We start from the raw sequence: 13,240 nt of genomic DNA, 5'->3' as shown, positions 1-13,240 counted from the left end.
GCGTCTCAGGCGTCGCCGCCCTGCTTGTTGTCGGCGGTCAGCGGCTCGTCGAGGCTCTCGTCCACGGTGTCGCGGGCGTCGACGGCCTCGGGCTCGTACATCTCCTCACAGATCTGGAGGTAGAGCTCGTTGGGGTCGGGCAGGTGCTTGACCTCGCGCAACGCCTGGTCCTGACCGGCCGACTCCATCACGAAGCTGCCGTAGTTCATCATCCGGCCCAGCGGCGACTGCTCGTACTTCATGTCGGTGACCCGCAGCAGCGGCATCATCGCGACCTTGCGGGTGATGATCCCGTTGATGACCATGACCCGCTTGTTGGTCAGGATGAAGCGGTCGAAGTACCAGTCGAAGACCCGCCAGGCACCCCACAGCAGGATGCACAGGTAGACGACGATGACGCCGGTGACGAGGGTGGAGTTGCCGCCCTTGCCGAACACGCCGGTGATGTAGCCGCCCACGAAGGTGGCCAGTACGCCGATCACGATGACCGGCATCAGGTGGATCCAGTGGCGGCGCCATTCGCCGCGGTATTTCTCGGTGGGGAACAGGTAGCGCGCCGCCAGCGGCGACGGGACGTCCGGCACCGGCATGTCGCTGGGGCCCAAGGGCATGCCCGACGCGTCGAAGCGGAAACCCTTCAGGTCGTCCTCGGCGATGTCGGGAGCGGCGCCTTCGGAGGGACGTCGTTGACTGGGAGGATCGAGCGGCTCGGTGACCCGGCCTTCGGCGTACTCAGCCGGACCACCGTCGCCCGCATGCTTACCGTCGTTCATCGATCGCTACACGAGACCGGCGATGAACGTGGCGAAACCTTCTCCGATCGCGCCAATGGTCCCGGCAATGTTGCCGACAACATTGCCAGCATCGTCAGGTCTGAACGCGACGAAGAAGACCAGGAATGCAACCCCGGCCCACATCAGAATCTTTTTCATGTCGGGCGAACCCCCTCCCACTGCGTCTCAAGCGAACCACAGTTGGTCTTCGGCGGAGCGTGCCGAAAGCCACTCGGATTCTCGGACACCACAGAGCGTACAGCTTCAAGTGCGCTGGTGCACGTGTTGTCACTCGTAAAGTCAACTGCCACGGCATCCCTTTCCGATGGGTTCTGCCGCCTCAAGCCTAGCCTCCTTTTGCCTCAAGCGCATCTCCGAGTCTCCCCCGCCCCAGGTAGGGACCAGCTTGGACACATTCATAGTCGCAAGTACGACACTCCGGAACCCCTCGAAAGGGCCAGAACACTGTGTCAAATTTCTGTCACTTTAAGTTACTTTCGCTGAATTAGCGTGGAATGACGGCGTGGTCGCGGATCCAGGCGTGCATGGCGATGCCGCTGGCGACCCCGGCGTTGATGGAGCGGGTCGAACCGAACTGGGCGATCGAGCAGACCAGTCGGCTGGCGTCCCGGGCCGCCCGCGACAGGCCCGGCCCCTCCTGCCCGAAGAACAGTACGCAGGCGCTGGGCAGCGTGGTGGTCTCCAGCGGCACGCTGCCGGGCAGGTTGTCGATGCCGATGATGGGCAGTTCGTGCCGCTGGGCCCAGTCGACGAAGCCGTCGATGGTGTCGTGGTGGTGGACGTGCTGGTAGCGGTCGGTGACCATGGCCCCGCGCCGGTTCCAGCGCCGTTTTCCTACTATGTGGACGGCCTTGGCGGCGAAGGCGTTGGCGTTGCGCACCACCGTGCCGATGTTGAAGTCGTGCTGCCAGTTCTCGATCGCGACGTGGAAGTCGTGCCGGTGTTCGTCCAGGTCGGCGACGATGGCCTCCCGGCGCCAGTACCGGTAGCGGTCGACGACGTTGCGGCGGTCGCCCTCGGCGAGCAGTTCGGGATCGTATCGATCGTCCTCGGGCCAGGGCCCCGACCACGGGCCGACGCCGACCTCGTCGCTGTCGTTCACGCGGGAACAGTACCCGTCCGGACCGGGGCGGCCGGCGCCAGCGCGGGGCAGGTCGCGCCCGTCGGGGCCGGGCGAAGCCTCAGCCGCGGGGCAGGCTGCACGCGGCGGTGCCGCCGGGCATCCGGTGCCGGTTGCGCGCCACCCAGCGGTACCCCGGCCAGGCCAGCCAGCGCACCGGCGGGAAGCTCAGCACCAGGCCCGCCAGCTTCCACGCGCCCAGGTGGCCGGTGGAGGCGCGCAGCAGCCGCGCGATCGCGTCCGGCCCCGCCTTGGGCTCGGCTCCCGGCCGCGCCCACTGAACGGCGGTGTCACACTCGGCGGCGGTCAGGCCCAGCGCGTCGAGATCGGCCGCCTGCCACGGCAGGATCGGCACCTCGGTGGCGGCATGGCGCCGGTAGAACTCCACGCAGCGGGTGCAGAACGCGCAATCGCCGTCGTACAGGAAAACCGGCTCGGCCATACCTCAACGCTAACGCCCGAACGCCCGCCCCACCATCGACGACGAGAACCTGTCCGGTGATGTAGCCCGCTGACGGGGAGCACAGGAACGCGATCGCGGCGGCGGCCTCATCGGGGGTGCCGGGGCGCCCGATGGGCATGTCGAGGCCGCGTTGCAGTTCGGGGACGGTGGAGGAACCGGTGCGGATCAGGCCGGGGGCGACGGCGTTGACGGTGACCCCGTCGGCGACGAGTTCCATGGACAGCGCCCGGGTCAGGCCGGTGACCCCGGCCTTGGCGGCGGCGTACGCGGCCTCGGCGGGCACCCCGTTGACGACCCCGGCGGTGGCGGCCACGTTGACGACCCGGCCCCAACCCCGCTCGGCCATGCCCTGCACGAAGGCCCGGCTGACCAGGAAGGTGGTGGCCAGGTTGCGTTCCAGCTCGTTCTGCCACTCCGCGTACGTCAACTGCGCCACCGGACGCAGCACCGCCGGGTCGGTCTTGGAGTTCAGCCCCGCGTTGTTGACCAGAACGTCGACCTCCCCGATCTGGTCGGCCACGGCGTCGGCGAGCCCGGCCACCTCCGCGTCCTCGGTCAGGTCGACGACGAAACCGGTGCCGCCCACCTCGGAGGCGCGCTCGTGGATGCGCTTGGTGGTCGACACCAGGATCACCTCGGCACCGGCGGCCCGCAGCCGTTTGGCGACCGCGAATCCGATGCCGTCGGGGCTGCCGGCGCCGGTCACCAACGCGATCCTACCTTCTAGACTGTCCACATTGCCCTCCTGAATCCGTGTTCGGGAACTCTCAATCCGGTGAGCCATGGAGCCCTCACGCCCCGATCTTCGCATGGATACACCGACGGGTGAGCGCCCCCGGGTGCGAACATGACACCATCGGGGTGTGACCGAAGACAGCGCTTTCGCCGCCGCGGTGCCCACGGTGGCCGCCGAGGCGGTGCGACACGCTCTCCTCGGCGAGAACCTCGACACCGACGCCCTCCTGGCCCGGCTCACCGGCACCGACGAACCGCTGGCCGAAGCACTGCGCCGCGAGGGCGCGTCCTTTGTCACCCTGCAACGCGACGGCAAACTTCGCGGCTGCATCGGCACCCTCATCGCCCACCGCCGCCTGCTCGACGACGTGGCCCACAACGCGCGCAAGGCCATGAACGACCCCCGAATGCCCGCTGTAGACCGTCGCGAATGGCCCCAGCTCTCCATCTCGGTCTCGGTGCTGTCGCCCCCCACCCCCCTCCCGATCACCGACCGCGCCGACCTGGAAGCCGCCCTGCGCCCCGGCGTCGACGGCCTCACCCTCCGCGAAGGCGGCCGCCGGGCGACATTCCTGCCCTCGGTCTGGGAATCTCTCCCCAAACCCGCCGACTTCGTCGCGGCCCTGCTTCGCAAGGGCGGCTGGGACTCCGACTGGCCCCAAGCCATGACCGCCGAAACCTACGGCACCGACTACTACACGTCCGCGCCCCCGAGGCCGCCGCTGGAGGAGACATGACCGACGAGGTGACCCCGAACCCGGCGCCGCACCCGCTGACGACCGAGGCGGCCAAGAAAGCCCAGATCGCGTGGATCGGCGTCGGCTCCGCCCCTGCGGCCTGCCTGTGGTGCCTGTGGATCGACGACGCGCTCCACCTGGTCTGCGGCCCCGGCGAACAACCCGACCCGGGCCTGGACACCGCCGACGAATGCCACGTCACCCTACGCGGCGACCACAATGGACGTATCGTCGACTTCACGGCCACGGTCGCCCGGCTCGACCCCGCCGACGACTCCTGGTCCGAGACCGCCACCGCCCTGGCCGCCAAACGCCTCAACGCCACCGACGGCGACACCGTGGAACGCTGGCGCACCGAATGCGCCCTCTACCGCCTCGCCCCGAAACCCGACGAGGCACCGCTGTCGGGCGCCGCGCTGCCGTCGGCCAGCCTGGCCGCGACCGTCGTCCCCAGCCCCGCGGCCCGCCCGACCCGCAAACCATTCCGGCTGCACCGGGTCAAGCGGCGTAAGCGTTAGCGCGGCCTATTCGGCCAGCGAGTCGATGAGCTCGCGCGCGCCTTGGCGCAGCAGGGCTTCGGCGACGCTGGTGCCCAGCGCTGTGGCGTCGGCGCCGGATTCGCGGGCTTCCAGGACGGTCGAACCGTCGAGCGACATGACCCGGCCGTGGAGGCTCAGTACGCCCTCCGACTCCTGGATCGCGTAGCCCGCGATCGGGGAGTGGCAGTGGCCGTTGAGGGCTCGCAGCATGGAGCGTTCGGCTTCGGTGCGCCAGGAGGTCATCGGGTCGTCCAGCCTGGCCACCAGGTCGCGGACCGGGGTGTCGTCGGTGCGGCATTGCAGCGCCAGGGTGCCCGAGCCGATGGCGGGGACCATGGTGTCGACGTCGAGGATCTCGGTGATGCGATCGGTGAGGGCGAGACGTTCCAGACCCGAGACCGCCAGAAGTAGAGCGTCGAAGTCGCCCGCGTCGAGCTTGGCCAGGCGGGTGTTGGCGTTGCCCCGGATCGGGAGCGGGCTCAGGCGGGGCCAGTGCAGGGCGAGTTGGGCGGCGCGGCGCGGGGAGGAGGTGCCGATGCGGGAGCCGTCGGGCAGGTCCGACAGGCTCAGGCCGCCCGGGTGGACCAGGGCGTCGCGGACGTCGTCGCGTTCCAGGTGGGCGGCGATGACGGTGCCCTCGGGGAGGTCGCGGTCGCCGGGGATGTCCTTGACACAGTGGACGCAGAGGTCGCAGGTTCCCTCCACAAGGGCCGCGTCGACCTCTTTGGTGAACGCGCCCTTGCCGCCCAGCTGGGACAGCGGTCCCATCCACTTGTCGCCCGAGGTCGTGAACGGGACGATCTCCACCGCCACGTCCGGATCGAGGGCCGTCAGGGCGGCCGAGACCCGATCGGCCTGGGCCAGCGCCATGGGCGAGGAACGGGTACCTATGCGTACTTTCACCGACACGACCGCCAGCCTAAGCCCATGCCACCGGTCACTTGTCGCGGCGTCGCGACGACGGTGGTCCGGTGGCGCAAATGCGACCGGTGAGCATTCGCACAATCACTGGCCGCTCCGATTCGGGAAATGCAGGCTGGGTAGCCACGCGGAGACGCCAGACAGGGGGAGTGTCTACAGTGTCGGAAAACGGCCGGCAGCCGGAAGACAAGTCCATAAGGGAATCGGCTGGCGACAAGGACGACACCAACCGGATCAACGCGCTTCAGATCGTCGCCGCCACCTGTGCCGCCTCGACGGCGGCAGTGGTGGCCAACGCGCTGGGCATCTCCGGGACCGTCGTCGGTGTCGCCGTGTTCAGTGTCGTCTCCTCCGTCGCCACCGTGCTGTACCTGAAGTCGATGCACCACACCAAGGAGAAGCTCGACAAGGTCCGCAGCCGCACCGGCGCCCAGACCGCGGTGCGCGAGCCCGCACCCGAAACCGGGGCCGTGACGAAGACCGGTCCCGCGGCGACGGCGCGGGGTACCGCCGCCGTTCCCACCGCGACGGTGGCCGCCGAGTCGAGCCCGTCGGCGTCGGCGCGCGCCAGGACGTTCCTCAAACGCAACTGGCGGCCGCTGGCGGTGTCGAGCCTGATCGTGTTCGTGCTGAGCGTCGGTCTGCTGACCGGGTTGGCGCTGGTGTCGGGGCAGCCCGCGACCACCTACTACGGCGCGCATCCGCACGAGTCCTCCAGTTCCGAGCAGCACTCGCCGTCGGGCGGTTCGGACCAGGACGGCTCCGGGGAGTCCGAATCCTCCGGGGAGGAGACGCCCTCGGGCGAGGAGACGCCGTCGACGGAACCGGACGGGCCGACGACGTCCGAAGCACCCTCCGAGGAACCCGAACCGTCCACTCAAGACTCCGGTGGTTCGGAATCCGGGGACAGTGACCGCGATCTCAAGGCGACGCCCTCCCCCGGCGACAACGACGCGTCGGATCGGTGAGCCCGGGACCGGCACGTACGATGGGAACCATGTCAGCCCCCGCCACCACTGTTGAGCAGGCCATTCACACCGCGCTGGCCACGGTGCAGGACCCGGAGATCCGCAAGCCCATCACCGAGCTGGGCATGGTCGAGTCCGTGACCGTCGACGGCAGCCACGCCGCACTGCGCATCCTGCTGACCATCGCGGGCTGTCCGCTCAAGGACAAGCTGCGCAGCGACATCACCGCCGCGACGACGAGCGTGGCCGGGATCGAGTCGGTGTCGATCGACTTCGGCGCCATGACCGACGCCCAGCGCAAGGACCTTCAGACCAAGCTGCGCGGCGACTCCGGCGGCGGGGATCCGGTGATCCCGTTCAGCCAGCCCGGTTCCCGCACCCGCGTGTTCGCGGTCGCGTCCGGCAAGGGCGGCGTCGGCAAGTCCAGCGTCACCGTGAACCTGGCCGCCGCGCTGTCGTCCCGAGGGCTGTCGGTGGGCGTCGTGGACGCCGACATCTACGGCCACTCGGTGCCCCGGATGCTGGGTGCCGCCGACGCCCGGCCCACCCCGGTGGAGTCGATGATCATGCCGCCGCAGGCCAACGGCGTCAAGCTGATCTCGATCGGCATGTTCACCAAGGGCAACGCCGCCGTGGTGTGGCGCGGCCCGATGCTGCACCGGGCGCTGCAACAGTTCCTCGCCGACGTCTACTGGGGCGAGCTGGACGTGCTGCTGCTCGACCTGCCGCCCGGAACCGGTGACATCGCGATCTCGGTGGCGCAGCTGCTGCCGGGCGCGGAACTGCTGGTCGTGACGACCCCGCAGGCGGCGGCCGCCGAGGTCGCCGAACGCGCCGGTGCCATCGCGATGCAGACCCACCAGCGGCTGACCGGCGTCGTGGAGAACATGTCCTGGCTGGAGACGCCCGACGGCTCCCGGATGGAGATCTTCGGTTCCGGTGGCGGCGAAGCGGTGTCGGAGGCGCTGACCAAGCGCATGGGCGCCGACGTTCCGCTGCTCGGCCAGGTTCCGTTGGAGCCGCAGCTGCGCGAGGCCGGGGACGCCGGAGTGCCGCTGGTGCTGAGCCAGCCCGATTCGGCGGCGGCCAAGGCGCTGTTCGGCATCGCCGACCGGCTCGCGGTCCGTCGCGAGAGCCTCGCGGGCAAGCCGCTGGGTCTGGCGCCGAAACGCTGACCGTCTAGGCGTTCCGGGTCGCCGCGAGGTCCACGATCGCCTCGACGGCGATGCCCCACACCGCTTCCGGCAGTTCCTGGTGACCGACCCCGTCCATGGGGACGAGCCGCGCGTTCGGGATCAACGCGGCCAGCGCCTCGGCGTGGGGATACGGGAACAGCGGGTCCTCGGTGCCGTGCAGCACGAGGGTCGGAACCGTGATCTGGCTCGAATCCGGTTCGCCGTCACCGCTGCTCGGGTCGTTGAGCACCACCCAGTGGTTGAGCGTGCAGGCGGCCATGTCGGTGGTGCGGTCGACGATGCGTTCGGCCAGTTCCCGCCACGCATCCTCGTCCATCGTCACCGAACCGTGGTACAGCCGCAGGTCGGCGAGCAGTCGCTCCACCACGGCCGCGCGGTCGGACCAGTCGGGCGGTGGCCCCGGATCGGCGAGCCAGCGTCCCAGTTCCGCCGACGGTCCCGGCAGCTGATAGCTGTGCGACCCCAGCGGCGACGAGCCGAGCAGGGTCAGCGTCGTGACCCGGTGGGGGTGCGAGACGGCGAGTTCCTGACCGATGCCGCTGCCCATGGACACGCCGACCAGTTCGGCGGCGGGGATGTCGAGCGCGTCGAGCAGGCCGAGCGCGTCGTTGGTCAGGTCCGCCGCGCGGTACGAGGGCTTGCCGGGCTCGAAGCTGGTCGCCTGTCCCGTGTCGCGGCTGTCGTACCGGATGACGTACCGATCCCGCGCCGCGAGGCGTTCGCAGAAGCCGGTGGGCCAGCTGTCCATCGGTGCCGCCGTCCCCATGATGAGCAGGACGGGCGGATCGTCGGGGTGGCCGAAGGTCTCGACGCACAGGTCGACGTCGTTGACATGAACGAGTTTGCGGGTGGAGTTCATACCGCCGACCCTAGAAGCAATCACCCATCATGAAAAGCGATTGATTCTGATCGGAATGATCGCTTTTGCTTATGCTGGTTTTCAGGTCGCGTCTGCGTCGTAGCTGTGCGCCTTGGACGACGACGGCGACTCGTCCTCGTCGTCGCGGTCCCGTCTGCTGCCGTTGGCGCGACCGGGTTTGGAGCGGATGGCGCTGGCGGTGTCGTCCAGTTCGTCCCGCAGCGGCTGGGTGTGCTTCTTGACGTCGTCGAGCGCCGACTTCAGCGGGTTCTTCAACGCCTCCTCGTCGGCGGCGGACAGGACGTGCTTGCGGATGAACGTCTTGGGGTGCAGGTCGGTGATGTCGATGTCGTGGCCGACCTCCTTGCTGATGTCGGCGGTGGCGTTGGACGCCATGCGCCGCAGCTTGCGGATGCCGTTGCCAACGCTCTTGAGCACCTTGGGCAGCCGTTCGGGCCCAATGATGAACAGCGCTACCAGCAGCAGCACCACGATCTCGAGGCCGCCGAGATTGTCAAGCATCACCAACTCCTAGGGGGTCGAGCAGCCAGCCTACGCCGGTTAATCGTCCTTCGCCGAACCCAGTTCAACGCTGGTCTCGGAGGACTTGCCGTCCCGCTCGTAGGTGAGATCCACCGAGTCGCCGGGAGCGTGTTTGAGGACCAGCGCCGCCAGTTGGACGTCGTCGGTGATGACCGTGTCGTTGAACTTCGTGATCACGTCGCCGTCCTTGATGCCCGCGTCGGCGGCCGGGGTCTTGGAGCCGACCGACTTCACCTCGGCGCCGGTCTCGCCGACCTTGGTGGCCTCCATCTCGGTGCCCAGCACCGGGCGGGTGGCCACGCCGTCGTCGATGAGTTCCTCGGCGACCCGGGCGGCCTGGTTGCTGGGGATCGCGAAGCCCAGCCCCATGCTCCCGGCCTCGCCCTTGTCGTTGGCGAAGGAGTAGATCGAGGTGTTGACGCCCACCAGCTGTCCCGAGGCGTCCAGCAGCGGGCCGCCGGAGTTGCCGGGGTTGATGGCCGCGTCGGTCTGGATACCGGCCATGACGGTGTTGGGTTCGGAGGAGCTCTCGCCCTCGCCGGACACGACCGGACGGTCCAGGGCGCTGACGATGCCGTCGGTGACGGTGCCCGACAGCCCCAACGGCGCGCCGATGGCGATCACCGGGTCGCCGACGGCCAGTTCCTCGGAGTTGGCGACCTTCAGCGCCTTCAGGTCGGTCTTGTCGACCTTGATGACGGCGATGTCGGTGCTCTTGGCGGCGCCGACCACCTCGCCCTTGGCCATGGTGCCGTCGCTGAACTGGATGGACATCTTGGTGCCCTCGCCCTCGGCCAGGGCCGCGACGTGCTGGTTGGTGACGATGTAGCCCTCCGGCGAGTACACCCAGCCGGTGCCGTTGCCGGTGCCCTCGTCGGATTCGGCCCAGATCGTGACGACGCTGGGCATGGCGTCCTTGATGGTGTCCTGGTACTCGCCCAGCGGCCGGTTGCCACCGGGAGAGTCGAAGCTTCCGTTGCCGGGTTCGGCGATCAGCAGGGTCGCGGCGGTGCTGAGCGCTCCGGCGAACACCGAGCACAGGACGGCGACCAGCACGATGGTGCCCAGTCCGGTCCGGGCCGGGGGTGGGGGCGGCAGCGGCGGTTCGGTGGGCGGCAGCATCGGCGGCGGGGTGTGTCGCACGACCGCGGTGGTGCTGGGGTCGCGCCACGGATCGGTGGCGGCACCCTGGGCCCACCAAGCGGAGGAGTCGGGCCGGTTCGCCGGTGCCGGGGTTGGCGAAGGCTGCGCTTGTCCGGGGCCCGGCGTTCGCCAGTCCGGCCGTGCTTCCCAGCCCGGGGGCTGCGCTCCGGGGGTCGGCACGGTGCCGTCAGCCATGGTGTCGTCCTTCCTGCCCGCCTCGATGGTGGGTGGCGGCGATCAACGCCGCGTGCCACCCGCCTCGATACTAGTCGGAACAGCCCTCGTCCTTACCGTGGAAAGGTCCCGGCCGCGGACGACTCCTCGCCCGCCACCGGGACCACAAGAGGGATGTGTTTCTATAGGACTTTCCGGTAAGCCGTTGAGATTCTTCAGCTCTTGAGACAGAGTTTCGGCTTCATCCGGGGTCATCTCGACCACCAGCCGGCCGCCGCCTTCGAGCGGGACCCGCATGACGATGCCGCGGCCCTCCTTGGTGACCTCCAGCGGACCGTCGCCTGTCCGCGGCTTCATGGCCGCCATGTGTTGACTCCCCTCGACTCGATGCCGCGGTGTCGCGGCGTTGTTGGGTGGGACATGATGTTGATCGTTCGGGTGTCGCGCCCAAACGCTCGACGAACAATCTTCCCTGATGACATCGGTGAACTCCAAACCGGCCCAGCCTGTTTGTGACGAAGACTTGAAAATATGTCGGGTTCTTGTCACACTCTCAGGCGGATTTCACCCACCATGCGTGAAGGACTCACTCAATGCACGCGCGTTCGGCGCTGTTCGACGTCTACGGCGATCACCTGCGCCAGTGGGGCCATCCGGTTCCGGTCGCGGCCCTCGTCGCGCTGCTCGAACCGCTGGGCGTCAACGCCCCGGCCGTGCGCACCGCGGTCTCCCGGATGGTGCGCCAGGGCTGGCTCGCCCCCGTCGACCTGGGCGGCCAGCGCGGCTACGCCCCCACCGACCGCGCCAAACGCCGCCTCGACGAGTCCGCGACGCGCATCTACCGCACCGAGACCCGCGAATGGGACGGCAGCCTGGACCTGGTGGTGTTCACCCCGCCCCGCCCCCGCCCGGAACGCGCCCGGCTGGTGGCGGCGCTGCGGTTCCACGGCTACGGCCCACTGACGTCGGGCACCTGGGTGTCGCCTTGGTGCCAGCCCGAGCTGCCGGAGGTCTTCACCGAGGCCGACGTCGAGTTCGAACGGTTCCGTTCGGTCCACAACGGCGACACCGTGGTCCTGACCCGCCGCGCCTGGAACCTGGACGAGCTGGCCGACCGGTACCGCGCGTTCACCGCCGAACTGGCGCCTATTGTGGAGGCCATCGACACCTCCACTCCCGACTCACGCGCGTACGCGGCCCGGATGCGGCTGCTGCACGCCTTCCGGGTCTTCCTGTTCTCCGACCCGGGCCTGCCCGCCGAACTGTGCCCTCCCCACTGGGCGGGCCACACCGCGGCGGCCTTCTTCGACACCCACGCGGCCCGGCTACGCCCGGCCGCCGACCGTTTCGTCTCGTCCCTGCTAACCACGTGAGGTCCACATGTCCGACGAAGTACTGAGCGAATCAGCCGACGGCGTCACCACGATCACCATCAACCGCCCCAAGGCCCTCAACGCGCTGAACGTCCCGGTCAAGGTGGCACTGCGCGAAGCCCTCGCCGCCGCCGAGGCCGACGCCTCCTGCCGGGCCGTCGTGGTGACCGGCGCGGGCGACCGCGGCTTCTGCGTCGGCCAGGACCTGCGCGAACACGCCGAGAACCTCGAAACCGGCCAGGGCCTGTCGACGGTCCGCGACCACTACAACCCGCTGGCCACCACCCTCTACGAGATGAACACCCCCGTCGTGGCCGCGATCCGCGGCACCGCGGCCGGAGCCGGTGCCTCGCTGGCCTTCCTGTCCGACTTCCGCATCGGCGGCCCGGGCACCAAGTTCTCGATGGCGTTCAGCGGCATCGGCCTAGCGGCCGACACCGGCGCCAGTTTCGCCCTCCCGCGCCTGATCGGCCGGGCCAAGGCGGCAGAACTGCTCATCCTCAACACCCCGGTCGACGCCACCGAATCCCTGCGGCTGGGCCTGCTCACCCAGGTCACCGAAACCGACGACGACGTCCTCCCCCGGGCCCAACAGCTCGCCGCCCACCTGGCGGCCGGTCCGACCGTCGCCTACGGCTGGATCAAACAACAGCTGCGCGTCGACGGCGGCTTCGCCGCCAGCCTCGAATGCGAAGCTCAGGCACAACAGGCCTGCGGCGAGACCTCCGACCACGCCAAGGCCACGGCGGATTTCGTCAACAAGCGCAAACCGACCTTCGAGGGCCGCTGACCGCCGTAAGGGAATTGTCGTCGGGCCCGGGCTAGCTCGACTCCGGACTCTGTTCCTCAATGCACAGAATCCGCTTCTTCGTGGTCTCGACCGCCGGGCCGGTGGGGTTCGGGCAGTCGTCCGGGACGTCGACCGCATCGGTCACCTCGACCAGGACGGACGCCTCGGAGTTCGGACCGTCCGAACAGTCAGCGGCCTCGTAGGCGAATCCGGTGGCAAGCATGCAGTCACCGGGGCCCGCGATTCCGTCATCTACAATAGACATTATCTTGACCCGGTCGATCTTCCAGTTGCCCGACTCGCGCTCCAACCGGTAGTCCCAGCGCATCTCAACCGGCTCGTCGTAGTTGGGCAGAACGAGGGTCTTGTCAACGGTGACCGTCGACTTCGAACCGCTCGTGGAATCCCCGCGGACCTCCCAGCGCATGGTGTCCTCGCCGAACCAGCGACGCATGGTTTCCATACCCTCGGAGTTCCCCTGGAACTTGGTCGCCTTGGTCGCGCTGTCACTCGTGAACTCACGCGCACCGGCGAAGTCCTCGTCCTGGGCATGGGTTATGTACTGCCCGACGACTTCCGACGGCGCGTCACCGGAGATGAAAAAGAAGTAGGCCGAACCGCCGAAGGCGAGTGCCAACACCACGCACAGCGGTACCAGGAACTTGAGCGGGCCGCGTGGACGTGGATCCGGTTGTGGCTGCTGCGGTGCCGCACCCATCATCGGCATTCCGGTGACCGGCTGGGCGCCGGTGACCGGCTGCGAATAGTACGAGGGCGAGTACTGGGGATACCCGCTCGGCCCCTGATCGGGATAGCCCCCGTGTGGACCGTGTTGAGACATCTGCTCTCCTCCACCACATTGCGCGTCGGCACAACGTAGCAACG

The 13,240-nt window shown here is 68.9% G+C and carries 15 protein-coding genes and 2 pseudogenes; 6 read left to right on the top strand and 11 right to left on the bottom strand.

Annotated features, from left to right (window positions below):
* Positions 1 to 5 precede the first annotated feature (5 nt).
* From SNAS_RS03530 to SNAS_RS03515, 5 genes and pseudogenes are all read right to left on the bottom strand, one after another.
* Complete coding sequence (locus tag SNAS_RS03530) at positions 6 to 773, bottom strand: PH domain-containing protein (protein ID WP_013016000.1); 768 nt, start codon at positions 771 to 773, stop codon at positions 6 to 8.
* A gap of 6 nt (positions 774 to 779) precedes the next feature.
* On the bottom strand, positions 780 to 932 hold the full coding sequence (locus SNAS_RS35625) for a hypothetical protein (protein WP_013015999.1): 153 nt from the start codon (positions 930 to 932) through the stop codon (positions 780 to 782).
* 346 nt (positions 933 to 1,278) lie between these two features.
* Complete coding sequence (locus SNAS_RS03525) at positions 1,279 to 1,896, bottom strand: TrmH family RNA methyltransferase (RefSeq protein WP_013015998.1); 618 nt, start codon at positions 1,894 to 1,896, stop codon at positions 1,279 to 1,281.
* 79 nt (positions 1,897 to 1,975) lie between these two features.
* Complete coding sequence (locus tag SNAS_RS03520; protein ID WP_013015997.1) at positions 1,976 to 2,356, bottom strand: thiol-disulfide oxidoreductase DCC family protein; 381 nt, start codon at positions 2,354 to 2,356, stop codon at positions 1,976 to 1,978.
* A 1-nt stretch (position 2,357) separates the two neighbouring features.
* Positions 2,358 to 3,161: pseudogene (locus SNAS_RS03515) on the bottom strand (SDR family NAD(P)-dependent oxidoreductase); the annotation flags it as partial.
* Between the two features lie 79 nt (positions 3,162 to 3,240).
* On the opposite strand from SNAS_RS03515, the gene amrA reads away from it, so the two are divergent.
* Together amrA and SNAS_RS03505 are read left to right on the top strand one after the other, a co-directional pair.
* Positions 3,241 to 3,849, top strand: a complete 609-nt coding sequence (gene amrA / locus SNAS_RS03510) for an AmmeMemoRadiSam system protein A (RefSeq protein ID WP_013015996.1) — start codon at positions 3,241 to 3,243, stop codon at positions 3,847 to 3,849.
* Positions 3,846 to 4,367, top strand: a complete 522-nt coding sequence (locus tag SNAS_RS03505; protein ID WP_013015995.1) for a hypothetical protein — start codon at positions 3,846 to 3,848, stop codon at positions 4,365 to 4,367. Before amrA ends, SNAS_RS03505 begins: the two co-directional genes overlap by 4 nt.
* A 6-nt stretch (positions 4,368 to 4,373) precedes the next feature.
* Here SNAS_RS03505 and hemC read toward each other — a convergent pair whose 3' ends face one another.
* Positions 4,374 to 5,297: a hydroxymethylbilane synthase gene (gene hemC / locus SNAS_RS03500; RefSeq protein ID WP_013015994.1), complete on the bottom strand. Its 924-nt coding sequence runs from the start codon at positions 5,295 to 5,297 to the stop codon at positions 4,374 to 4,376.
* A gap of 170 nt (positions 5,298 to 5,467) precedes the next feature.
* Here hemC and SNAS_RS03495 point away from each other — a divergent pair, with 170 nt between their 5' ends.
* Together SNAS_RS03495 and SNAS_RS03490 are read left to right on the top strand one after the other, a co-directional pair.
* Positions 5,468 to 6,277 (top strand): hypothetical protein, encoded by an 810-nt coding sequence (locus tag SNAS_RS03495; protein ID WP_013015993.1) that lies wholly within the window; start codon positions 5,468 to 5,470, stop codon positions 6,275 to 6,277.
* Between the two features lie 29 nt (positions 6,278 to 6,306).
* Positions 6,307 to 7,452: an Mrp/NBP35 family ATP-binding protein gene (locus SNAS_RS03490; protein ID WP_041624528.1), complete on the top strand. Its 1,146-nt coding sequence runs from the start codon at positions 6,307 to 6,309 to the stop codon at positions 7,450 to 7,452.
* Positions 7,453 to 7,456: 4 nt separating this feature from the next.
* Here SNAS_RS03490 and SNAS_RS03485 read toward each other — a convergent pair whose 3' ends face one another.
* The 4 genes and pseudogenes from SNAS_RS03485 to SNAS_RS34705 form a co-directional block, all read right to left on the bottom strand.
* A complete protein-coding gene (locus tag SNAS_RS03485; RefSeq protein WP_013015991.1) occupies positions 7,457 to 8,332 on the bottom strand; it encodes an alpha/beta fold hydrolase in 876 nt (291 codons plus the stop codon).
* Positions 8,333 to 8,413: 81 nt separating this feature from the next.
* Complete coding sequence (locus tag SNAS_RS03480) at positions 8,414 to 8,854, bottom strand: Sec-independent protein translocase subunit TatB (protein ID WP_013015990.1); 441 nt, start codon at positions 8,852 to 8,854, stop codon at positions 8,414 to 8,416.
* A 39-nt stretch (positions 8,855 to 8,893) separates the two neighbouring features.
* Positions 8,894 to 10,213: a S1C family serine protease gene (locus SNAS_RS03475; RefSeq protein WP_013015989.1), complete on the bottom strand. Its 1,320-nt coding sequence runs from the start codon at positions 10,211 to 10,213 to the stop codon at positions 8,894 to 8,896.
* A 180-nt stretch (positions 10,214 to 10,393) separates the two neighbouring features.
* Positions 10,394 to 10,558 (bottom strand): annotated as a pseudogene (locus tag SNAS_RS34705) (DUF3117 domain-containing protein); the annotation flags it as partial.
* A gap of 227 nt (positions 10,559 to 10,785) precedes the next feature.
* On the opposite strand from SNAS_RS34705, the gene SNAS_RS03470 reads away from it, so the two are divergent.
* Both SNAS_RS03470 and SNAS_RS03465 read left to right on the top strand, forming a co-directional pair.
* A complete protein-coding gene (locus tag SNAS_RS03470; protein WP_013015987.1) occupies positions 10,786 to 11,565 on the top strand; it encodes a PaaX family transcriptional regulator in 780 nt (259 codons plus the stop codon).
* Positions 11,566 to 11,572: 7 nt separating this feature from the next.
* The gene (locus SNAS_RS03465) at positions 11,573 to 12,355 is read left to right on the top strand and encodes an enoyl-CoA hydratase/isomerase family protein (RefSeq protein ID WP_013015986.1); all 783 of its coding nucleotides are present in this window, start codon (positions 11,573 to 11,575) and stop codon (positions 12,353 to 12,355) included.
* A gap of 31 nt (positions 12,356 to 12,386) precedes the next feature.
* On the opposite strand, the gene SNAS_RS03460 is transcribed toward SNAS_RS03465, so the two are convergent.
* Positions 12,387 to 13,196 carry a hypothetical protein gene (locus SNAS_RS03460; protein WP_013015985.1) on the bottom strand — a complete coding sequence of 270 codons (810 nt, stop codon included), beginning with the start codon at positions 13,194 to 13,196 and terminating at the stop codon, positions 12,387 to 12,389.
* Positions 13,197 to 13,240 lie beyond the last annotated feature (44 nt).

The sequence above is a fragment of the Stackebrandtia nassauensis DSM 44728 genome, from assembly GCF_000024545.1.
In the GTDB taxonomy this organism is placed as follows: domain Bacteria; phylum Actinomycetota; class Actinomycetes; order Mycobacteriales; family Micromonosporaceae; genus Stackebrandtia; species Stackebrandtia nassauensis.
The sequence above is the reverse complement of the archived record's forward strand: the minus strand, read 5'-3'. Positions and strand labels throughout refer to the sequence as shown.

Excerpts from the sequence above, each read along its gene's own strand:
- SNAS_RS03485 (WP_013015991.1), bottom strand. The coding sequence starts at position 8,332 with ATGAACTCCACCCGCAAACTCGTTCATGTCAACGACGTCGACCTGTGC.
- SNAS_RS03490 (WP_041624528.1), top strand. The coding sequence starts at position 6,307 with ATGTCAGCCCCCGCCACCACTGTTGAGCAGGCCATTCACACCGCGCTG.
- SNAS_RS03475 (WP_013015989.1), bottom strand. The coding sequence starts at position 10,213 with ATGGCTGACGGCACCGTGCCGACCCCCGGAGCGCAGCCCCCGGGCTGG.
- SNAS_RS03465 (WP_013015986.1), top strand. The coding sequence starts at position 11,573 with ATGTCCGACGAAGTACTGAGCGAATCAGCCGACGGCGTCACCACGATC.
- SNAS_RS35625 (WP_013015999.1), bottom strand. The coding sequence starts at position 932 with ATGAAAAAGATTCTGATGTGGGCCGGGGTTGCATTCCTGGTCTTCTTC.
- SNAS_RS03505 (WP_013015995.1), top strand. The coding sequence starts at position 3,846 with ATGACCGACGAGGTGACCCCGAACCCGGCGCCGCACCCGCTGACGACC.
- SNAS_RS03530 (WP_013016000.1), bottom strand. The coding sequence starts at position 773 with ATGAACGACGGTAAGCATGCGGGCGACGGTGGTCCGGCTGAGTACGCC.
- SNAS_RS03480 (WP_013015990.1), bottom strand. The coding sequence starts at position 8,854 with ATGCTTGACAATCTCGGCGGCCTCGAGATCGTGGTGCTGCTGCTGGTA.
- SNAS_RS03460 (WP_013015985.1), bottom strand. The coding sequence starts at position 13,196 with ATGTCTCAACACGGTCCACACGGGGGCTATCCCGATCAGGGGCCGAGC.
- SNAS_RS03520 (WP_013015997.1), bottom strand. The coding sequence starts at position 2,356 with ATGGCCGAGCCGGTTTTCCTGTACGACGGCGATTGCGCGTTCTGCACC.
- SNAS_RS03470 (WP_013015987.1), top strand. The coding sequence starts at position 10,786 with ATGCACGCGCGTTCGGCGCTGTTCGACGTCTACGGCGATCACCTGCGC.